This is a genomic window from Psychrobacter sp. CMS30 (assembly GCF_904846565.1).
GTDB lineage: Bacteria > Pseudomonadota > Gammaproteobacteria > Pseudomonadales > Moraxellaceae > Psychrobacter > Psychrobacter maritimus.
Genome location: NZ_CAJHBF010000004.1, coordinates 94,874 through 115,866 on the forward strand (window position 1 = coordinate 94,874; position 20,993 = coordinate 115,866).

The window sequence follows — 20,993 nt, forward strand, 5'->3', positions numbered from 1 at the left end:
CTTCCTTTCTGATATTAAAATGTCTTATTTAACCACTATTACTAACGATAACTTATACACGCTCAATGATGGTCGCGATGCCCATACCGCCGCCGACACATAAGCTAATCATGGCGGTTTTTAGGTTACGACGCTCAAGCTCTTCAAGGACGGTAGTAAGCAGCATCGCACCTGTTGCACCTAATGGATGACCCATCGCAATCGCGCCGCCATTGACGTTGACTTTATCGAGTGAAACGCCCAAATCTTTTGCTGTTTTCATCGGTATCGCAGCAAAGGCTTCGTTAATCTCCCATAGGTCAATATCAGCGGCCGTCATACCGGCTTTTTTCAGCGCTTTTTGGCAAGCAGGCGTTGGACCAGTCAGCATAATAGACGGCTCAGAGCCGATAACTGAGGCCATAATGACTTTCGCCCGCGGACGCAAACCTGCTTTTTTACCCGCCGCTTCACTACCCAATAAACAAAGCGCGGCGCCATCAACGATACCGGAGGAGTTACCCGCATGATGGACGTGATTGATACGCTCGATACTGGTGTATTTATCCAGCAATACACTATCAAAGCCCAGCGCGCCAAGCTGTGCAAAAGACGGTTTTAATCCTGCTAACGTCTCAACCGTGGTGTTATGGCGAATGGTTTCGTCTTTATCGAGTAATAAGCGACCATTTAAATCATGGACAGGCACTACCGCGTTATCGTAGTAACCAGCAGCCCATGCGTTAGCAGCGCGCTGATGTGATTCGGTGGCAAAAGCATCGACATCCGTACGGCTAAAGCCTTCGAGCGTTGCAATGGTATCAGCACCTACCCCTTGTGGTGCAAAGCCCGTAGCTGCATTCACGCGCGGATCGGTTGCCCACGCACCGCCATCTGAGCCCATCGGTACACGGCTCATCGATTCAACGCCGCCTGCTACCACCATATCCTCCATCCCCGACATGATTTTACTGGCTGCCAAGTTAATGGACTCAAGCCCCGAGGCACAAAAACGCGACAAGGTTACCCCAGCGACGCTTTCATGCCAGCCTGCATCAAGCACCGCAATACGGGCAATGTCTGCGCCTTGTTCGCCTACTGGCGTCACGCAGCCGAGCACCACATCATCAACCAAGCTGGTATCTAAGTTATTGCGCTGCTGCATGGCATTAAGTAAGGTGCGAACCAGCCAAATGGGCGTTACTTGGTTTAAGCTGCCGCCCGCTTTGCCTTTGCCGCGCGGGGTACGAATGGCGTCATAAATATAAGCCGTCTGAATCATGCTATGTCCTTATAGTCTTAAAAATTTATAATCTTAGAAGCCTGTAATCTTAGAAACTTGTAGTTTTAAAGATTGGTTTAAATGAAAAATTACATAAAGCGTGACGCCAGCTCTTTCATAATCTCATTGGTACCACCGTAGATTTTCTGTACGCGCGCATCGGCATATAAGCGCGCAATCGGATACTCCATCATGTAGCCATAACCGCCAAATAACTGTACGCACTCATCCATGACGATACATTGTTTTTCGGTTACCCAATATTTGATTAAAGCAGCATGCTGTACCGTTAGTTTATTCTCTACTAATGCTTCGATAGCGGCATCGCACAGGGCACTAGAGGCAATATAATGGCTATTACATTCGGCCAATTTAAAGCGGGTATTTTGAAAGCTCCAGACAGGCTTGCCAAAAGCGGTGCGCTCTTTGGTGTAGTCAATGGTCAAGTCCAATGCCAGTTTCATCGCCCCAATCGCTGCCAATGCCACAATCAAACGCTCTTGCGGTAACTCTTGCATCAATTGCGCAAAACCTAACCCTTCGACCGTACCTAATAAATTGGCTTGCGGCACGCGCATATTATTAAAAAATAACTCAGAAGTATCTTGTGATGCCATGCCAAGTTTTTTGAGCTTTTTACCGCGCTCAAACCCCGGCGCATTGTCGGTTTCGACCACGATTAAGGAGACGCCTTTAGCGCCAAGAGAGCGGTCCGTTTTGCAGGCAACGATGATTAAATTACCCAGTTGACCATTGGTAATAAAGGTCTTTGAGCCGTTGATAATATAGTCGTCGCCGTCTTTGACTGCATAGGTTTTGATGTTTTGCAAATCTGAGCCTGTGCCCGGCTCAGTCATAGCAATCGCGCCGATTAACTCGCCGGTTGCCATTTTGGGTAACCACGCCTGCTTTTGCGCTTCAGTACCGTGATGTAAAATATAAGGCGCGACAATCCCTGAGTGTAAAAAGCCGCCGAAACCTGCTTGGTTGGCTTCAGATTGTGCATAAATCAGCGCCGCTTCATGGCGAAAATCACCACCGGCGCCGCCGTATTCTTCTGGCATTGAGGCACATAAAAAGCCCATTTCGCCAGCTTCCAGCCAAGCCTCACGATCGAGCATGCCATTTTCACGCCATTTTTCATCATGCGCTTCCCAATCTCTAAAGACTTTAAGCGCACTCTCATGCAGCATCTCAATCTCTTCGTCCATCCATTTTGGCTTAAAGCAGGCAATAGTCATTGATCCATCCTTGGTTTTAATTGGTCATCATTAGTATTCATTAATAGGTATAAGCTTGATATTGCTTTCATTATTTATCAAGCCAGCCGCGGTTTTTAGCGTAAATAAGCTATTCGGGCTTATCAATATCATAACTGAGTTATTGATTGATAACTATCGGCATTTTCTTGGCTAACAATCCTCGGCTGCTTAGCGCTAATGAGTTAGCGATATCAGGTATCTCAGAAACTTTATACTGATAACCAATGTCTCTTATGATGGTTTCGCGCCAAATCCTCGAGTGTATGGGTTGTGTGTTTTAGTCAAACTATCTGACTTCTTTGGGTTAATATAACCTCTACTCGCTATCCACATTTATTAGGTATTAGGACAGGCTACGATAATTTGGCACAGCAGATACTCTCAATTCTTTATCCCAATTATTTATAAACCTCCTTATAAAAACCCTTTATAAACAAATAAAACATCAACAATAAAATAGGCAGAAAGTTATGGAAAATTCAAAACAGACATTATCAAAACAGCCACTACGCATCGATATCGTCTCAGACGTGGTCTGTCCTTGGTGTATTATCGGCTACCGTCAATTGGCTGAGGCGCTTAAGCAAACCAATACCGAGCATGAAATACATTGGCATCCGTTTGAGCTAAACAGCAATATGCCAAGCGAAGGACAAAACTTGCGCGAGCATATCATGGAGAAATATGGCTCAAGCAAGGAAGAGTCGGACGCTAGCCGCATTAGAATGACTGAGGCAGGCTCTGAAGTCGGTTTTGAGTTTAATTTCAATGACGATACCCGCATGCACAATACTTTTAATCTGCATCAGCTGCTGTACTGGGCAGGTCAGCAAGGGCAAAAGCCGATGCATGATTTAAAGCAGGCGTTATTCAGCGCCCACTTTACCAAGGGTCGCAATATTTCTGATAATGCGGTGCTTGCTGATATTGCCGCGGAAGTAGGACTTGATCGTAGCGAGGCGCTCGCGGTATTAGAAGAGCAGCGTTTTGCTAAAGAGGTACGTGCAGAAGAGCAGCATTGGCAACAGCAAGGCATTCAAAGTGTACCGGCGATGATTTTTAACGAGCGACATTTGGTCAGCGGCGCACAAGGCGTGGAAAATTACGTCAATATTTTAGAGCAGTTGGCCACTATGCAAGAGTAGGTAATAAATGAGTACTGCTTAATTTAACGGTTATTTAACATTTAGCTATCATTGAAATTTCAGTAATTATTTAAACATTTAAACATTTAAACATTGGACATCGTCATTGGCATGTCTCTTAGGAATAGTTTTATATGAGCAAAGATAAACTGATTACCTTATCAGATGAAGCAGAAGAAATCGTTTTGGATAAGCTGAGAGATTATATGAACGCAGAGTTTGATGTCGATATTGGTAATCTGCCCGCTAAGTTTTTATTAGACTTTATTATCGAAACCATAGGTCCACATCTATATAGTCAAGTGATTGATGATCTTGAACCTTGGCTATACGATAGGTTTACGGCAGTGCTAGAAGATATGCACAGCTTTAAAAAAGACTAAACGATAAACCAAAAATGCCGCCCTATATAAGTAGGAGCGGCATTTTTATTTTATAACACTGTTATTTTATAAGGCTAAATTTACAATCCCTATAATTAATAATGATGCTTAAAAATGAATAACCGTGCGGATACTCTCGCCTTTATGCATCAAATCAAAGGCTTCATTGATGTCTTCTAATGGCATGGTATGGGTGATGAAATCCTGTAGTGGAATCTCGCCTGCTAAATAACGCTCAACGTAGCCGGGCAGCTCTGAGCGACCTTTTACACCGCCAAATGCTGAGCCGCGCCAGACGCGACCAGTCACTAGCTGGAATGGACGGGTTGAGATTTCTTGCCCAGCACCAGCAACACCGATGATAACCGATTCGCCCCAACCTTTATGGCAGCACTCAAGCGCTGAACGCATGACATCGACATTACCGATACATTCAAACGAATAATCAACGCCCCCATCGGTTAATTCAACAATAACGTCTTGGATTGGTTTGTCATAATCTTTTGGATTAATACAATCTGTTGCGCCCAATTTTTTGGCAAGCTCAAACTTGCTTTCGTTGATATCAATCGCAATAATACGGCTGGCCTTTGCCATTTGTGCACCGATAACCGCTGATAGTCCAATACCGCCTAGACCGAAGATAGCAACCGTTGCACCTTCTTCAACTTTTGCGGTGTTCATCACTGCGCCCATACCAGTTGTGACGCCACAACCAAGTAGGCAGACTTCTTCTAGTGGTGCTTCTTTGTTCACTTTCGCTAAAGAAATCTCAGGCAACACCGTATATTCAGAGAAGGTTGAGCAGCCCATGTAATGATAGATTGGCTCACCATCTTTATAAAAGCGCGTGGTGCCGTCTGGCATTAAGCCTTTGCCTTGGGTTTCGCGTACGGCTGAACACAGGTTGGTTTTACCTGAAGTACACATTTTACAGACGCCGCACTCTGCGGTGTATAAAGGAATGACATGATCGCCCACTTGGACGCTGGTTACGCCTTCACCGATTTGCTCAACGATACCGCCACCTTCATGACCTAAGATAGCTGGGAATACGCCTTCTGGGTCTTCACCAGATAGCGTAAAGGCATCGGTGTGGCAGACGCCACTAGCAACGATTTTTACCAGCACTTCGCCTTTGCGTGGCAGCATCACATCCACTTCTTCGATAGATAGTGGCTCATTTGGCCCCCAAGCAATGGCGGCTTTAGATTTAATAAATTTATCTGACATAATATTCTCTCTTTTAATTAATTTTATCATTGATTACACGCAGACCCATTCATCTTATAGTGCTGACTTAGTAGACACAAGCCACTGTTGTGCGAGCCCGTACAGCTTTAAACTTTTATACTGACCATTATAGTCGTTTCTGAAATGATAACAATGTGCTATATTTGCAAATATCTTTTACACAGTGGTAATAATCATGCGCTGGGATGGTATTAGCGAGTTTGTCTATGTAGCAGAGCACGAGAGCTTTACGCGTGCCGCAAAAGAATTGGGCATTTCTACCGCGCAGGTTAGTCGACAGATAAGCGCTTTAGAAAAACGCCTAAATATTAAATTACTCTATCGTACGACGCGCAAGGTATCACTGACAGAAGAAGGCCGCGTGTTTTATCAGCACTGCCGCGGTGTGCTCGATGGCTTGGATGCTGCTGAGCAAGCAGTGAGTAACTTACAATCAAAGCCGCAAGGCAGGATTAAACTGACCGCCCCTGTCACTTATGGCGAGCAGCAACTGTTGCCACTGGTCAATGATTTCATGGTGCAATATAGTGATATCGAAGTGACGGCTTTTTTGAGCAATCAAAAAATCGATCTAATTGATGGCGGCTACGACTTGGCAATTCGTATTGGCAAATTAAGCGACTCAACCATGATGGCAAAAAAACTCAGCCGTCGTACCAACTTTGTCTGTGCCGCACCTACTTATCTTGAAAAATACGGCACACCTCATGCTCTGTCCGAGCTGAGTCAACATAACTGCTTACTTGGCACGCGTGATTATTGGCATTTTATAGAAAACGGTAAGAACGCTGATAAAGAAAAAAACCTGCGCGTGTCTGGCACGGTGCAATATAACAGCGGTCACAGTCTAGTCGATGCAGCGTTAAAAGGTCTGGGTATCGTGCAGCTGCCTGACTATTATGTGCAACAGTACTTAGCATCAGGTGAGCTAGTCAGCTTATTGGATAACTATAGAGAGCCTGAAGAAAGCATCTGGGCTATTTATCCGCATAACCGTCATTTATCGTCAAAGATTCGATTGCTAGTAGATTATCTAGCGGAGCGTTTGGCTGTGTAATTAGTTTTGGCTTAGTCATTCTTTGAGGTGTTGTAATGCGACCCTTTACTATGCGCAGTTTATTACGCACAATGCTATGAAGCACAATGCTATGAAGCACAGTGTTATAGCTCACAATGAATATTCGATGTTGCTAACCATCAATCGCTGAATAAACAACTACCATAAAAAAGGACTTTTTATGCTTAAAATTATCTCTATTGCGGCGTTAGCTTTGGCTGTATCCTCTTGCGCCAGTGTCGAAAATATTTTAAACGCGCCAGACAAGGTGCAGTCAACGCCAAAAACGATGGCTGCTATCAATGCTGAGAAGGGTTTGGTGACGATGCAAAGTCATCACTCCGTGCAAGATACCACTGATAAACTGGCAGCGATTATCGAAAGTAAAGGTATGAAAGTATTTGCGCGCGTCGATCATCAGAAAAATGCGCAAGGTGTTGATTTAACATTAAGACCGACGCAAGTGATTATGTTTGGTAATCCGAAAGCAGGCACGCCATTGATGAATTGCGAGCAAAGCGTCGCCATTGACTTACCGCAAAAAATCCTCATCAGTGAAGATGCCGATAAAAAAGTATGGTTGTCGTACAACAATCCTGAATATCTCAAAGACCGTCATAATATAAAAGGTTGTGATACTGCTATTGATAACATCGCAAAAGCCCTTGATGGTGTTAGTAAAGCAGCTATTGCAAAATAAGCTATAAATGCAAATCTGAACAAATAAAAAGGTGGGATGCAAAAGCACTCCCACCTTTTTCATGTTTTAGAAAATTAACTTATTAGGAGTTCTCAGATTGTGCGATTTGCTCATGCAACTCTACTTTTAACTTCTTCGCACATTCGATAATCTTTTTTCGACCAGCAGGAATAGCACCATATTCAATCGCTGTCTCTCGCATTTGCACCGTAACATCATAGTGCGGATAACTGGCATGACGGTGGAATAAACGCGAATCTACTTCAATCAGCGCAGCAAAGTCATGCAACTCTTGCAGGGTATCTGCCAGCATATGGCACCACTTATAGCCTTTAAATTCTATCTGCATAAAATCCACATATGTCGCCATAGTGTCGCCTCCTTTATTATCATTAGCTATTTTATCATGTGTTAAACAAAGCTTTCACAAAACAGCCATTAGAACAATTCACGTGCATCTTTCTTCAGCTGTTTCAGTAGGGTTTGGTATTCGCTATCATTGGTTTCAAGGCTGCTTAGACGTCCATAACGCAGTTGACGATAGTCCTGCCTCATCTGCATTATTTTTGCTTGGACAATGTCTGAATTACCGCTATCTGTTAGCTTACTAACTTTACTGCTCTTATTACTACTTTTAGCATTGGTATCAGCGTCGATATCAGTATTTGAATCAATTTCTCGGTCATCAACCGCTATTGCCAAGCGCTCAAGCCAAGCAAGCTGCCCTTCGCTCTCTTGACGAGTCAGTGTTTTATCACTTTTACCAATACGTTTTGATAACTGTGCAAGCGGCTGGTCTGCTGGATGCCAACGCTTACGGCGACGTTGCCAAATGACAAAGACCAAAATCACCATGACGGTAATAGCACTTGCCGCTAGCCAAATAATTTGCTGCGTGATTGAGCGGATGTTAAACCATTTGAGTAGCGAGTCAGCTTGCTTGTCCTGATCGTAACCAACGACGTCTTTTTGCCAATAGTAGCTCGCTTGGTCAGATAGACGGCGTAAGGTTTGTAGCATTTGATACTGCTGATAGCTGATTTGTGCCCCAGCGCCATCACCGAACATTGCTGCCCCTTGTGCCTGAGTCAGCGCATCCATCCCCTGCTCGACACGCTCAGGCGCAACAAAAGCCGTCGGATCGACACGTATCCAACCTTGACCCTCAAGCCAGACCTCCGTCCAAGCGTGCGCATCCTTTTGCCGTACTTCCCAAACATTGCCGCCACGGCTCAGCTCACCACCTTGATAGCCCGCCACGACGCGTGCTGGAATGCCAGCGGCGCGCATCATAAAGGTAAAGCTGGAAGAATAGTGCTCACAAAACCCCGCTTTGGTCTCAAATAAAAACTCATCAATACGGTTATTATTCAGTCGTGGCGGAGACAGTGTATAACGAAATTCCGTTTGGTTAATCCAGCGCTCAAGTGCTTGCATGTAGCGTACTGGGTCTGAGTCTGATTGAACAAACAGCTGCTGCGCCAATGCTCGTGCTTGCGGATTGCCGTCAGCTGGTAGGGCAAGATTTAGACGTCGCGACTCATCAGACAGAATCGGATCGATACGCATCGGTGCAAATTGCAATACCTCGTAGCGCAGCTGCTGGGTAACCGGCTGGTCTTTTAATAAGGTAAAGTCTGAGGTGATACTGACGTCTTGGCGCTGAGCAAAAGGATAATCAAGTCCAAACAGCCAGTTTTGCTGCGTTGGCTCTAGGATAATCTCATAGCTGGTAGGGGCAACTTTTACTTCATCAGGGATAGTTGCAAAGGCATTCTCAATCCAAGCAGGTGTTTGCGGTGCAGGCTGCCATTGTCGTTGCTGAGGGCTAGGACGCCAAGTGACTCCATCAAAGTCGCTAAACACCAAACCACGCCAATAGAGCTGCTGCTGTGGTGGGCGGTTATCTGCAAACTCTACCCGAAACGCCAACTCAGTCGATTGTCCTAAATTGGCAAAATCACCGGGCGACATGCTATCAGAGACACCCGTGGTCGCTTGCTGACCTGAGAGCTGCACGGACCATAGCGGTGGCAAGCGCGGAAAGAACAAAAACAACACGACCAATAACGGCAATGCCCCAAGACCTAATACACCTAAAGTACGCAAGCGACCATCGCCGTTAGTATTGCCATCGTCATTTAAAGCAATAAATGCCAACAACACAATGACCGCCCCGACGATTACTTCTAACGTCGTCACAAGACCTTGATCCATCAAAAATAGCGCGGCAAGGACAAACAGTGAAAGATTCAATACCACATAAGCATCACGGCGCTTATACATCTCCCACAACTTACTAATGAGACATAGCACTAAAAACGCCACGCCCATATCGAGACCGAAAGCGCTATTATAAGTCAGCCACAGACCTGTAAGCCCCAATAAGAAGCCGAGCATTTGCATGCTTTGATAGACGCGTTTTAGATGCGCTAATTTTTTAAATCGCGCTTTCACACGCGGCAGCTGAGCAATGATACTGACCACCGCAAAACCCATTAGCCATAACGGCAAATGCGCTGCATGCGGTAAGATAATGACAACTTGAGCAATTAATACCCAATAATAGGCTGGTAAGGCGAGCAGCTTGCGAGTCCATTTAGCATTGCTGCCCTGCATAGCATGAGCATTGGTATGAGCATTGGTATTTTGACCCAAAGCCAACTGCTCAAAGCTTATAGATTCTATAAAGTCTGATTTGGTAGAGACAATAGAGACATCGATCGCTTTTTTTGAAAAAAATCTTTTAGCATTGGTCATATTAGTCATGGCGCTTTTGCCAACCTTAGCAAACACGCTAGCGCAAAGCTATTACCGTCACCCATTGTTGCAGCAGAAGGCGTGTCGCCAGCTAAACGCATGTTAAATGGCACACCCAGCTCACCTAATGTCACTACGCCATAAGCCAGTTGTGCGAGTTTTTGTTCATGATGCGCCGCTGGCATATCAGCATAATCCAACGTTTGCTCATGACCGACAGGATCGGCAAAATGCTTGGTAAACATTCCCTGACCGCGCGCCACATGACCCCAAGAAACCCTTGCTAGCGACTCGCCTTCGATATAGTTATCTAGCCGCTCAAAATCATCTTGACCTTGCCTAGTCTGTCCACCCGTTGGCAAATCCTCCTGACTGGCAATGGCATACTGGGCCTGCCAATCAAAGACTTCAGGTTTTGGATACACCCAAGCGCTACGGGCAAAATAGACATAAGACCATGCGCGCATAATACCTAACGGATAAACGGTTTTGATAATTAATCTTGGTAATGTCAGCTGCCCACGACTGTACGTTTGTACAGGCAAACGAATCACTTGCTCGCCTTGCAGTCGTGTCACCAATATCGACTCTTGAGTACTAGCGCTATTTTTGATTTTTTTACTGGCTTTTTTATCTGTCTTATTATTAGCCTTGCTATTAACCTTACCGTCAGTCTGCTCAAAGCTAAATAATAGCTGCCGTCTTGGTTGGCGGCTCTCACTAATCAGCTGCAAGGTCACCCAGACAGGCGCACCTGCTTCTGCCATGGTCACTTCTATCAACTGTACTTTAAGACCTGAGATATGGGCAAAGGTCACATGAAAGCTGATAAGCCAAACGCTGACCAGATAAAAACACAGACCCAACACCAAGTTATTGCCATAGTTGATACCAGCAATAAAGGTGATGATTAATAACACCGCATATAGCAGCCCTTCGCGGCTAAAAAAGATATAGACATTACGCAAATTGAGCGTGGCGCTATCGCTTTTTGGGGCCCGCGCGGCAAACCAACGGCGTAATGCGGAACTAGCTGGTACGGTGAAGGCTTTTGGCAAAAGGCTCATGACTACCCTATTCTTAAAATTAATAGTCTTATCGCTAATAAACGAGCAGCTTTGGAAGTGAATCTATTATGAACAAAAATGGTCAAACAATAACAGCCACTTCTGCCAAAATGCGTTGAGCGATGGTCTGAGTCGCTTGCCCACCAGTCACATGCGCGGGTACAAAACGCTGGCCGAGGCGATGATCGGTGACGGCAGCAAACACGGCTTGGATATCTTCAGGCGTGACCTCCATATGCCCCGACACGTAAGCATAAGCCTGTGCAGCACGCTGTAGCGACAGCACGCCACGCGGTGAAAGACCGTGATACTCAGAGCTTGCACGTGTTTTGGCGACCAATCTTTGCAGATAATCTAAAACCACATCCGCGACATACACCTGCTTAACACCTTGTTGGGCTAATAATACAGCCTGCGTATCAAGCACCGCGGGCAGCTCTTTTAATAGCTCGCGGCGGTCTTGACCTTTTAATAGCTCGCGCTCAGCGGCAGGTGATGGATATCCTAGCGACAAGCACAATAAAAACCGATCTAGCTGCGATTCAGGCAGTGGATAAACGCCCGCTTGCTGCAATGGGTTTTGGGTGGCAATCACAAAAAACGGCTGCGGCAAAGCATAAGTCTGCCCATCTTGGGTTACTTGCCGCTCTTCCATCGCTTCTAGTAATGCACTTTGGGTCTTGGGACTAGAGCGATTGATTTCATCAGCCAGCAACAGCTGAGTAAAGATAGGACCGGGACGAAATTCGAACTGCTGTTTGCTTTGGTCATAGATGCTCATACCCAAAATATCAGCCGGCAGCATGTCATTGGTAAACTGCACGCGGCTAAAGCTCAGACCGAGTAATTGCGCTAAGCCTTGCGCCAACGTCGTCTTACCCATGCCCGGCAAATCTTGCAACAATAGATGCCCACCTGCCAGTATGCCGCTCAGCGCCAACTTGATGGCCTGCGGTTTATCTAATACGATTTGATTTAACTGCGTCATTAGCTGAGCAATTTTTTGCTGGTTGCGGGGATAGTCATTGGCGGCAGGGTTCATTATCAATTCTTAGCTCATTTTTTATGGTGATGATTATTTTAAATAGCCATGTGAAATAGCCATGTCAAATAGTCAGGTTAAATCGGGCGTTACTTTATATCGTCAGCGGTTGGCACCGGTGCACGAAGCGTTGATAAATAAGCAATCACATCGGTACGCTCCTGAGCATCTGGCATCGGATCTGATAGCATTTTCGAGTCTGACATGGCTTTTTCTGCATCAGCGATATAAGTATCTAGCGTTTCAGCATCCCATACCCAACCTGATGCCTTAAGCCCTTCGCTATAAGTATAATCTGCAAGCTCAGCCGCTTTGGCACCATATATATTCATCAACTGCGGGCCTTTTTTATTGAGTCCAGGATTTAGCTGATGACATTGACCGCAAGCATCTTGATATATAAGCGCACCATTATCGGCGTCACCCTCGGTATAAAGTGGCAACGTTACAGGATCGCGATAGTCAGGCGGCGTTTTCTCACAAGCGCTGAGCAATAAAACAGCGGCAAACATACCGCTTAATTGATATTTTTTGAGTATAGACATGTTGTAGAAATCTTTAATTGAGGGGCATTTGCTATGTATGCGTCTACCTCGACCATTATACAAGGCAAAGAGTGATGAACCTACATAGCACTGCGTAGGAAATATAGGGGTAACTGCTAAAAATTAATAATTGCTGATTTTGCTAACATAAAAGTTGCTTGGCTCGCCTTTAGTTAAAATCCAATTCGCCTTTTAAAACTTAGTTGCCAGTTAAAGCCCAGTTGTCTGAAATTTTTCACGTATTAGGTTTAGGCTTGGATTTATACTGTGACTTAGGCTTAAATAACACCTTAACTCTCGCTAGCAACTTTGATGCTATTGCTAGGCGCTTCGAGATAAAAGCCCTGCAAATAACGCGCGCCCACGCTCCAAGCAACCGACATGGTCGCAGCATCTTCAATATAGGGCATCAAGACATCGACGCCAATCTCATTGGTGCGGACGATAAGCGATTTGACTGTCTCTAGATTTTCAGGGGTATCTATCCCTTCCACATAACTTCGGGCTAAACGCACCATATCAGGTTGCACGAAATTGGCAACCTCAACAGCCTTAGCAGACGAGCCAAAATTATTGATACATAACTGGCAATTTACTTGATTAAGGGCGGTAAACTGAGATTTAGAGACGGTTAAATGGTCAGCAATATCGTTTTCATTAAACTGTAAGGTTAATGCACCCGCTTTACCGCCCACCGCATTGATTAATTGACTGGCCACACTTGGCAGCTTTTTATCTATCAAAGAGGCGTTGGTCAGTTGTACCAGTAAGCGCGCTTCTGGATGGGATTTACGCACGTCATTGATTTTTTTACAGGCATTGATAAGTATCCAGCGGTCTATTTTTTCAAGCAAATTATGCGCTTTGGCCACTGCCATAAACTGGTCGGGCGTCAATATCGTATTGTCCGCATCCGCCAGTGGCAAGCGCAGATATACTTCAAAGAAATCACTGCGATCATGATTAATGTCATATATCGGCTGAAACAACAGCTCAAAGCGATTATTGGCAATCGCATCGACCAAAGATTCGGCCAGCGCATGATCATCACTATTGGCATGTTCACTGGCGTCATATAGATGGTATCTGCCGCCATGATTGGAGGTTTCAATCAGAATTTGATTGATCGCATCCATCGCCCGCTCAAGTAGCACTCTCGGTTCAGGAGTGTTTTTTTCTATCTTAACGATAGCGATACTTGCTGTGGTATTTGTCGTCCGCTTATCGACTTCGATAAACAGCTCACTGATGGTTGAACCAATTTTCCCAGCCAGTTCTTCAAGATCTGCGGTGCTTTTATTTTCCACCAAGATGGTAAAGACCGTATCACTAAAACGGCTTACATGGCTTTCTTCTAAGAGCTCATCTGTTACCAGCTTATCTAAAGCATAGGCAACTTGCTTAACGGTGGCATCTATCCCTTGCAGACCCAGACTGCTTCTAATTTTGCCCACATTATCGAGCTGAATATAGAATAACCCTGCCGTCGACGCACCCTGTTTTGCTTGTTGATATAATGCCGCCAGCTGCTCTTCAAAGCTGCGGCGATTATGAATACCCGTCAGGCTGTCTTTACGCTCAGCCTCAGCCAAACGCTTCGCAACTTCAGCGCTATTACTGTTGTTTTGCTGAATAATAATTTGGGTAACGGGCTCACCATCTAAAGTTGCCGAGGCCAACTGTAATTTTGCCTCAAAGGTAGAGCCATCTTTACGCTTGCTCTCAAAATTAAACTCAACGTCTTTACGGCTTCCTTTATCAAACTGACGTAAAAACTGTTTAAAGGCTTTAACGTTATCACCGCCTGCAATCAAGTCAATCACAGGTATACCGATAATGTCATTCATCGCCTCAAAGCCAAACAACTGCAGATAAGGGTCATTGGCAAAAATATGAATCCCTTGGTCAATATAAGCGACCGCACTTTTTGAGTTTTTAATCAGGACGTTGGCCCGTTGTTCTGCTTCAGACAAGACATGACGCAAGGTCTTAAGCTGCTGACGACAGCGTAAACTCTCATGCTGCAAACAAATCGCCATGACGACTGCCATCTCTTGCTCTACGCAAATGGCTTTAACCATTGTACTATTCATCACAGCAGGCAAGCCGTCTTCGTTTTGAGCGCTGGCAGCAGCCTCCTTATTCATCAAGCAAATCGTTGGCAAGTCTATACTCTGCTCTTGAACGACACCAACCACGTCAGTAAAGCTCATATCATAAGCCTGACCAAACACCAATACATCCCATGATTGACGTAGCGACTTTAATAGCTCTTCTTTATCATCCAATAAACCTAAGTTCACATTGTCATAATATGACCCTAGCAATGCTACCAGTAGCTCAGCGTAAAGCTGGTCGTCATCGATTACTAATAGGTTTAAGACGGACTGAGTACGCATAGGAAGCCTTTTAAATCATAATAGCGGTTTTGTCATTATAAACAATAATCTAACCGACTGCTGCTTAAGTTACAATCACTAAGTGTTGTTTATCAAATTGTTGTTCATTCAATTACGGTTATTAAGTCGCTCTTATTAAGTCGCTCTTATTAAGCTGCAATCATAATGCCATCTTCTCATGAATTAAATCTGATGAATTAAATACGCTCAGCCTAATGTTAGAGTTTAAGTGTTCAACGTTCAACATTGAGTGTGGCAAAGTTATTTTATGCTTTGATAAGTAGGCAGTTAAAGTTGCGCCACTTCATATTGGCTAAACTCATCTGTCATCATTAAACGCCGCACTAAGCGCAATGTTTTTTGTTTGGTATTGATACGCATCATCACTCTATCCCCCACGTGAAAATGAGACGTCGGCACGATCAGGCTAGAAGGCGTTTGCAGCTGCTCGTCATCACCAACGACAAACGCGGGAACAAAATGCCGACTGCGACTATCTCTATCTTGCAGGCGAATACCACAAGCAATAAGCTGATGCCCCAGCACTTGCCAATCAACTTCCGGCTTTTCTAGATCTAAATTGAGCCAGCGCACCACGCCTATTGACCAAGCAGTCGAAGCTGGACTTTCAGAGCGACACAATAAGAAAAGACTCATCGTTCGCAGTGGCGGCGGTGCAATAGAGTTCAGGGCATCATTTTCTGCAACTTCGACTATAGCCTTTACTTTTTTGCCGCTATATTTTGCTTTAGGGGTATTTTCTCCAGCACTGCTTGCGCTGATAGCTGGCTCCACTGAATCTGGCAGCAAGCGCAAGGTACGAAAATCGGACAAAGCATTGTCACTATCAAACGTTTCTACCCCTAACATTGTATTATTAGAAACGGTATTAGCAGAAACGGCATCAGGAGAAACGGTATTAGCAGACAGCTTTTTTGGCACGGTATCATAGCGAGGTTGCTGATGCTCAGGCAGATATTTTGCCGCAATGAGAGTCGATAAGCTTTGCTCATGACTAACGTGGTAATGAATGTCATTAAACCCTGTAATGATATGTGCCTGTTGTTTGGCGCTTTGTCTAATCGGTAGCGTCAATGGCGGCTGAATATAGCGATAGCTCAAGGTTATGGCAACCGTATTCATTAAGGATGATTCAACCCCTTCTCGACCTTCCTCGATGAGGGTGTCCCTACGGGATTTTAGGTAGGTAACCAGCGGCGCCAACTCTATAAAAACACAGTCATGATGAGCATCATAAGGGTTAATGGCAGAATGGGCGGTCAAATAGGTGGGTGGATTGTCACTGTGCAGATTGACGAACACCTTTGTTTCCGTCTGCGGCTCTATAGATGCGACGAGATGTTCGCTCCACTCTAGGAGCAAACGCTGCACCATTAGCACAGTGGCGCGGCGCATAGCGCGTACGTTCAATAAACTATGCAAGCATAGCTGACCATATAATTGATGAATATTATCGGCGCAGTGGGTCGTAATATAAGAACTCAAATCGATATCAACTGTCTGCTGTTGGCACGCCATATAGTAGAGCTGATTAATATTAGACCATAAATATGGCGCAGGCTTCTGATAACAAAGCGCCTCTTCGAATAACAGCTTTTGATACATCAACAGCGTTTGGTAAGTAGCAATGGCTAACGTGATTGATAAGGATTTCTCATTGGTCAGATAGCGCTGCAAAAGACCGTTTGATGCTTGCAGCTTTTTATCTTTTAAAAAGGTGATTTCTCGCTGTATAACACCGTCATAGACCATAATCATTAAATAATACAGCGACTTCACCTGCGCCACATAGCCGAGCTGATAGTCGTTAAAAGCATTTGCCTCATATATATAGTGTTGGCGCAGCGTCGCAATGAGCTTATTAGCTGCCTCCAGCACAATATTGAGTAATGTCAGACGTTGCCGATCATCTATAGCTGCCACGCGCAACTCTGTAAGGACTTTTTCTAGCTGCTCTGTTTGCTGCGCCTCCGTTTGCATGGGCAACAGCGCCGCCCATTTAAGCAAGTGCTGCTCATCTTTATTAAACGACTTCGTTAAATTAATTGATTTCGTTAACATCCGCGATGAGCGCGCATCAATGCTTAAATACTGTTGAAACGTCGATAAATTTACCATTACTATCCTTAGTAATTACGCAAGTTATCAATAGGTCTATGGAGGTTTAATGCTTTATTTACCTCAGCAACATTAACCTTAGGCATGACTATTACCTGACCTATTAACGATTTTTTAGTACTGTTTTTTAATGATTTTTCTTTATTTGGCGCTGGCCGCTGCGCTTTTATTAATAACTATTTTAATCGTTCTTTGTTTACTAAAACTAAAATACACCATATTGCCCATTTTAAGCATCGTTGTAAATATCAATCGGTACTTTAAAGGGTTTATTTGGCAACTCTCTGACCAATTTTGGCACTAAGTAACCGGGCAATACGGCGAGTAACGACCAATAAAGCGCAATGGCGGCGCGCACATCACTATCAAAATGAGCCGCGCCTGCCACTTTATCCAACACATGCAAATAATATGGCAGCACGCCAGCCGCAAACAAGCGCTGATTGAGTGCCGTTTGCACCGCCACGCTGTCATTGATATCCTTTAATAATACCGCTTGGTTTAATAAGGTCACGCCAGCCGCGCGCGCACGCTGCAAGTACTCAGCGGTCAGCGTATCAATCTCATTGGCATGGTTACAATGAATCACCATGACGATTTGACAGCGGCTTTGCGACAATCTATCCAATAAGGCATCATCTAAGCGCGCTGGAATCACCAATGGCAAACGGGTATGCAGCCTGATGGTGGTTAGTTGCGGAATCGCCTCTAAGGTATCGAGCCAAGCAAATAAGCGCCTGTTGGTGACATTTAATGGGTCACCACCGCTTAAAATCACCTCATTGATTTCAGGATGGGCGCTGATATAGTCGATAATGTGTTGTTTGGCATCGGCGGTTGGCATATTGGCGCTATAGTCAAAATGCTGGCGAAAGCAATAACGACAATGAATCGCACAGGCACCGGTAATCGTTAACAATACTCTTGACTGATACTTATGCAATAGGCCTTTCACCGGATTATGCGTATTTTCACTTAGGGGGTCGGCCACGTAACCGGTGACAGCGATTTGCTCTTTTTTATTGGGCAATACTTGTTTAAGCAGAGGGTCATCACCATCACCGACCGTCATTTTTGCCACAAAAGCGCGCGGTACACGCAGCTGAAAGTGCTCAGGTATATAGACCTCTGAGCGCAGTGATTCCAGCTTTAAAAGCCCAAGCAGCTCATCAATAGAGGTTATCGCTTCGGATAATTGCGTTTGCCAGTTTTTTTGTGTGATTAAATGGTTTATCATGACAACCTTATACCTGTGCCCAAAAGCCGATATTATACGCTCTTAGTGCGTAAGCTATCAAAGCGTACGAATTATTCATAAAACACTGAGCATCATAAGCGATTTTAGCGCAGCAAGGCCCAAACCCCACATCCAATTAGTGATGACAATACTTACAACCCTTAGGAGTCTTCCGTGGCAAGTTTTTCTACTAACGAATTTAAAGCTGGTCTCAAAGTCATGCTCGATGGCAACCCTTGTGCCATTCTTGAAAACGAGTTCGTCAAACCTGGTAAAGGCCAAGCTTTTAACCGCGTTAAGCTGCGCAACCTTCGTAGCGGCAAGGTATTAGAGCAAACGTTTAAATCAGGCGAGAGCTTGGAAGCGGCTGATGTGCTAGACACTGAAATGAACTATCTATACAACGATGGTGAATTTTGGCACTTTATGCACCCTGAAAGTTTTGAGCAGTTACAAGCTGACAAAACCGCGATTGGTGATGCGATAAAATGGCTAAAAGACAACAGTAACGCCCTTTGCACCATTACCTTATTTAATGGTGTACCATTATCTGTAACGCCGCCTAACTTTGTTGAATTGCAAATTACCGAAACTGATCCTGGTCTCCGCGGTGATACGTCAGGCGGCGGCGGTAAGCCTGCTAAGCTAGAGACAGGCGCGGTGGTACGCGTGCCATTATTTGTCCAACAAGGTGAAGTGGTTCGTGTTGATACGCGTACCGGCGATTACCAAACGCGCGTTAGCTAAGCGTTTTTATGCCTGACATGTTTTATTAAATAAAAAAAGCTTAACCGCTCATAAGTGGTTAAGCTTTTTTAGTGCTGAATACTTTAACATCTATTCTTTTTTAGAATGCCCTATCCTTAAATATTATTCTTCCATCGACTGTTTATGCATCAGCCAGTACTGCACTAGAGCATTAAGTTGTTCTTGTTTAAATGGTTTGGTGCAATAGTCCTGCATCCCCACATCGAGATATTTTTTGCGCTCGCCATCCATCGCATTGGCGGTCAAGGCGATGATTGGTGGCAGTACTTGTGGGTCATAAAGCTCATGCAGTTTAATGGTTGCCTGTACGCCATCCATAATGGGCATATGGTGGTCCATCAAAATGACATCATAGAGTTCAGGATTTAAAGCAAAAATCTCAATCGCTTGTTGCCCATCCCCAACATGAGTGACGGTATGACCGCTATTATTAAGTGCTTTTTTGGCAATCATGGCATTAACGCTGTCATCTTCGACTAGCAAGATATGCCCGACAAGCTCATGACTTGGCGCTGCCATCGTAAAGTCATTTTCGTCTTGCCATGTCTCGTAACGGGCCTCATCGATAGTCGGTAACGGCAGTAATACAGTAAAGGTTGTGCCGATACCGACGGCGCTGTCCACTTCAATATAGCCGCCCATCAAGTCTACCAACGACTTGCAAACGGACAAACCAAGTCCCGTACCGCCATACAGGCGATGCGTATATTTATTGGCTTGGTCATAAGCGTCAAATATCGCTTCCAATGATTCAGGTTTAATGCCGACACCCGTATCTGTGACCTCAATACAAAGCGTCATATCTTGATGATTGACCATACCACTATTATCGGTATCATAATGAGAAGCCTGCTCTTCATGGTTTTCTAATACCTGCTTTTCTAATACATGGCTTCCTAAATAATCGTCTTCATGACAGCCAGAGTTATAACCGCCCTGTCTATCATCACAAGGATTGTTTTCCATGTGCTTAACGTCAATCGTCACTCGACCGCCTTCGCGGGTAAATTTGATGGCATTATTGACCAGATTAACCATGATTTGCTTAAGTCGTACGGGGTCGCCTTTGACATACGGCGATAATGACTCGGTGTAATGGTAATCTAAAATCAAGCCACGCTGACGGGCTTTGACCGCAAACAAACTCACCACTTCATTACATAAACTCGATAAGTTCATCGGAACAGAATCGATAGTCATCTTGCCCGATTCAACTTTTGATAAATCCAAAATACCGTTAATAATCGCCAGCAAATGCTCATTTGAGACTTTGATATTATCAATATACTCTTGCTGCTCAGCGCTCAGCTCGGTCTCGCTTAACATCTCAACCATACCGATAATACCATTCATCGGCGTGCGTATTTCATGGCTCATATTGGCCAAAAACTCAGACTTCATCTCATTGGCATGTTTGGCATGACGCTGCTGGTTTTGTAGCTGCAAGGCATCAGCAGCCATCATCGCAAACTGTGCCAATAGCTCGGCGTGCTTGTCCGTAAACTCATGATGCGGCCGTACGTCCATCAAACATAAAGAGCCCAAACGGTATGTTTTACCGTCCTCATTCATGATAATGGGCGCGCCAGCATAAAAGCGCAGATGCGGCGATTCTGTGACTAAAGGGTTTTGATTAAAGCGGCTGTCAGCTGCTAAATCAGGGACGACAAAAACCTCATCTGAGAGTACAGTATAATTGCAAATCGCCACTTCACGCGTTGTCGTACAAACACCACCAAGCCCATGACCCGATTTTAAGTATTGGGTGTCTTCATCCATAAAAGTGATGGTGACTATCGGCATATTAAAGAACAGTTTGGCAAGCTCTGTTAAGCGTGCAAAAGCAGGTTCCTCATTATTATTCATTACCTGATATTTTTTGAGTCGATTGATACGCTCAGCGTCATCTGCTGCGATGGGATAATCGTTCTTTGGCAAGTTGGATGTAGACAAGATGGACTCCATTAATTCATA

Annotated in this window: 17 protein-coding genes; 5 read left to right on the forward strand and 12 right to left on the reverse strand. The window is 44.7% G+C overall.

Annotated elements, in window-relative coordinates; all coding sequences use genetic code 11:
- Positions 1-52: 52 nt before the first annotated feature.
- Together JMX94_RS03360 and JMX94_RS03365 are read right to left on the reverse strand one after the other, a co-directional pair.
- Positions 53-1,258: an acetyl-CoA C-acetyltransferase gene (locus JMX94_RS03360; RefSeq protein WP_265088932.1), complete on the reverse strand. Its 1,206-nt coding sequence runs from the start codon at positions 1,256-1,258 to the stop codon at positions 53-55.
- A 92-nt stretch (positions 1,259-1,350) separates the two neighbouring features.
- Positions 1,351-2,502: an acyl-CoA dehydrogenase family protein gene (locus tag JMX94_RS03365; protein WP_201563192.1), complete on the reverse strand. Its 1,152-nt coding sequence runs from the start codon at positions 2,500-2,502 to the stop codon at positions 1,351-1,353.
- A gap of 491 nt (positions 2,503-2,993) precedes the next feature.
- On the opposite strand from JMX94_RS03365, the gene JMX94_RS03370 reads away from it, so the two are divergent.
- The gene (locus tag JMX94_RS03370; protein WP_201563194.1) at positions 2,994-3,668 is read left to right on the forward strand and encodes a DsbA family oxidoreductase; all 675 of its coding nucleotides are present in this window, start codon (positions 2,994-2,996) and stop codon (positions 3,666-3,668) included.
- 134 nt (positions 3,669-3,802) lie between these two features.
- Entirely contained in the window at positions 3,803-4,051 is a 249-nt protein-coding gene (locus JMX94_RS03375) for a DUF2164 domain-containing protein (protein WP_201563196.1), read from the forward strand.
- A 108-nt stretch (positions 4,052-4,159) separates the two neighbouring features.
- Here the strand turns inward: JMX94_RS03375 and JMX94_RS03380 are convergent, their stop codons facing one another.
- Entirely contained in the window at positions 4,160-5,284 is a 1,125-nt protein-coding gene (locus JMX94_RS03380; protein ID WP_201563198.1) for an S-(hydroxymethyl)glutathione dehydrogenase/class III alcohol dehydrogenase, read from the reverse strand.
- Positions 5,285-5,480: 196 nt separating this feature from the next.
- On the opposite strand from JMX94_RS03380, the gene JMX94_RS03385 reads away from it, so the two are divergent.
- A complete protein-coding gene (locus tag JMX94_RS03385) occupies positions 5,481-6,362 on the forward strand; it encodes a LysR family transcriptional regulator (RefSeq protein ID WP_227673491.1) in 882 nt (293 codons plus the stop codon).
- A 181-nt stretch (positions 6,363-6,543) separates the two neighbouring features.
- Positions 6,544-7,062, forward strand: a complete 519-nt coding sequence (locus tag JMX94_RS03390; protein WP_201563200.1) for a DUF302 domain-containing protein — start codon at positions 6,544-6,546, stop codon at positions 7,060-7,062.
- An 82-nt stretch (positions 7,063-7,144) separates the two neighbouring features.
- Here JMX94_RS03390 and JMX94_RS03395 read toward each other — a convergent pair whose 3' ends face one another.
- From JMX94_RS03395 to epmB, 8 genes are all read right to left on the reverse strand, one after another.
- Positions 7,145-7,432 carry a DUF4031 domain-containing protein gene (locus JMX94_RS03395; RefSeq protein ID WP_201563202.1) on the reverse strand — a complete coding sequence of 96 codons (288 nt, stop codon included), beginning with the start codon at positions 7,430-7,432 and terminating at the stop codon, positions 7,145-7,147.
- 68 nt (positions 7,433-7,500) lie between these two features.
- Positions 7,501-9,831: a DUF3488 and transglutaminase-like domain-containing protein gene (locus JMX94_RS03400; protein WP_227673492.1), complete on the reverse strand. Its 2,331-nt coding sequence runs from the start codon at positions 9,829-9,831 to the stop codon at positions 7,501-7,503.
- Positions 9,828-10,889, reverse strand: coding sequence for a hypothetical protein (locus JMX94_RS03405; protein WP_201563204.1), 1,062 nt, complete (start codon positions 10,887-10,889; stop codon positions 9,828-9,830). The genes JMX94_RS03400 and JMX94_RS03405 overlap by 4 nt, the downstream gene beginning before the upstream one ends.
- A gap of 82 nt (positions 10,890-10,971) precedes the next feature.
- Entirely contained in the window at positions 10,972-11,931 is a 960-nt protein-coding gene (locus JMX94_RS03410) for a MoxR family ATPase (RefSeq protein ID WP_201563206.1), read from the reverse strand.
- Positions 11,932-12,020: 89 nt separating this feature from the next.
- A complete protein-coding gene (locus JMX94_RS03415; RefSeq protein WP_201563208.1) occupies positions 12,021-12,476 on the reverse strand; it encodes a cytochrome c family protein in 456 nt (151 codons plus the stop codon).
- Between the two features lie 290 nt (positions 12,477-12,766).
- Positions 12,767-14,875 (reverse strand): EAL domain-containing protein, encoded by a 2,109-nt coding sequence (locus JMX94_RS03420; RefSeq protein ID WP_201563210.1) that lies wholly within the window; start codon positions 14,873-14,875, stop codon positions 12,767-12,769.
- A gap of 288 nt (positions 14,876-15,163) precedes the next feature.
- The gene (locus JMX94_RS03425) at positions 15,164-17,014 is read right to left on the reverse strand and encodes a hypothetical protein (RefSeq protein ID WP_201563212.1); all 1,851 of its coding nucleotides are present in this window, start codon (positions 17,012-17,014) and stop codon (positions 15,164-15,166) included.
- Between the two features lie 229 nt (positions 17,015-17,243).
- Positions 17,244-18,251: an EF-P beta-lysylation protein EpmB gene (gene epmB / locus JMX94_RS03430; RefSeq protein WP_201563214.1), complete on the reverse strand. Its 1,008-nt coding sequence runs from the start codon at positions 18,249-18,251 to the stop codon at positions 17,244-17,246.
- Between the two features lie 174 nt (positions 18,252-18,425).
- Here epmB and efp point away from each other — a divergent pair, with 174 nt between their 5' ends.
- Positions 18,426-18,998 (forward strand): elongation factor P, encoded by a 573-nt coding sequence (gene efp, locus JMX94_RS03435; protein WP_201563216.1) that lies wholly within the window; start codon positions 18,426-18,428, stop codon positions 18,996-18,998.
- Between the two features lie 123 nt (positions 18,999-19,121).
- Here the strand turns inward: efp and JMX94_RS03440 are convergent, their stop codons facing one another.
- The gene (locus JMX94_RS03440; protein ID WP_227673493.1) at positions 19,122-20,972 is read right to left on the reverse strand and encodes a GAF domain-containing hybrid sensor histidine kinase/response regulator; all 1,851 of its coding nucleotides are present in this window, start codon (positions 20,970-20,972) and stop codon (positions 19,122-19,124) included.
- Positions 20,973-20,993: the final 21 nt, after the last annotated feature.

What these genes read in the sequence shown, in the direction of transcription:
- JMX94_RS03405 (WP_201563204.1), bottom strand. Translation starts at nt 10,889, where the DNA reads ATGAGCCTTTTGCCAAAAGCCTTCACCGTACCAGCTAGTTCCGCATTA.
- JMX94_RS03415 (WP_201563208.1), bottom strand. Translation starts at nt 12,476, where the DNA reads ATGTCTATACTCAAAAAATATCAATTAAGCGGTATGTTTGCCGCTGTT.
- JMX94_RS03365 (WP_201563192.1), bottom strand. Translation starts at nt 2,502, where the DNA reads ATGACTATTGCCTGCTTTAAGCCAAAATGGATGGACGAAGAGATTGAG.
- JMX94_RS03425 (WP_201563212.1), bottom strand. Translation starts at nt 17,014, where the DNA reads ATGGTAAATTTATCGACGTTTCAACAGTATTTAAGCATTGATGCGCGC.
- JMX94_RS03380 (WP_201563198.1), bottom strand. Translation starts at nt 5,284, where the DNA reads ATGTCAGATAAATTTATTAAATCTAAAGCCGCCATTGCTTGGGGGCCA.
- JMX94_RS03385 (WP_227673491.1), top strand. Translation starts at nt 5,481, where the DNA reads ATGCGCTGGGATGGTATTAGCGAGTTTGTCTATGTAGCAGAGCACGAG.
- epmB (WP_201563214.1), bottom strand. Translation starts at nt 18,251, where the DNA reads ATGATAAACCATTTAATCACACAAAAAAACTGGCAAACGCAATTATCC.
- JMX94_RS03395 (WP_201563202.1), bottom strand. Translation starts at nt 7,432, where the DNA reads ATGGCGACATATGTGGATTTTATGCAGATAGAATTTAAAGGCTATAAG.
- JMX94_RS03420 (WP_201563210.1), bottom strand. Translation starts at nt 14,875, where the DNA reads ATGCGTACTCAGTCCGTCTTAAACCTATTAGTAATCGATGACGACCAG.
- JMX94_RS03410 (WP_201563206.1), bottom strand. Translation starts at nt 11,931, where the DNA reads ATGAACCCTGCCGCCAATGACTATCCCCGCAACCAGCAAAAAATTGCT.
- JMX94_RS03400 (WP_227673492.1), bottom strand. Translation starts at nt 9,831, where the DNA reads ATGACTAATATGACCAATGCTAAAAGATTTTTTTCAAAAAAAGCGATC.
- JMX94_RS03370 (WP_201563194.1), top strand. Translation starts at nt 2,994, where the DNA reads ATGGAAAATTCAAAACAGACATTATCAAAACAGCCACTACGCATCGAT.
- JMX94_RS03375 (WP_201563196.1), top strand. Translation starts at nt 3,803, where the DNA reads ATGAGCAAAGATAAACTGATTACCTTATCAGATGAAGCAGAAGAAATC.
- JMX94_RS03390 (WP_201563200.1), top strand. Translation starts at nt 6,544, where the DNA reads ATGCTTAAAATTATCTCTATTGCGGCGTTAGCTTTGGCTGTATCCTCT.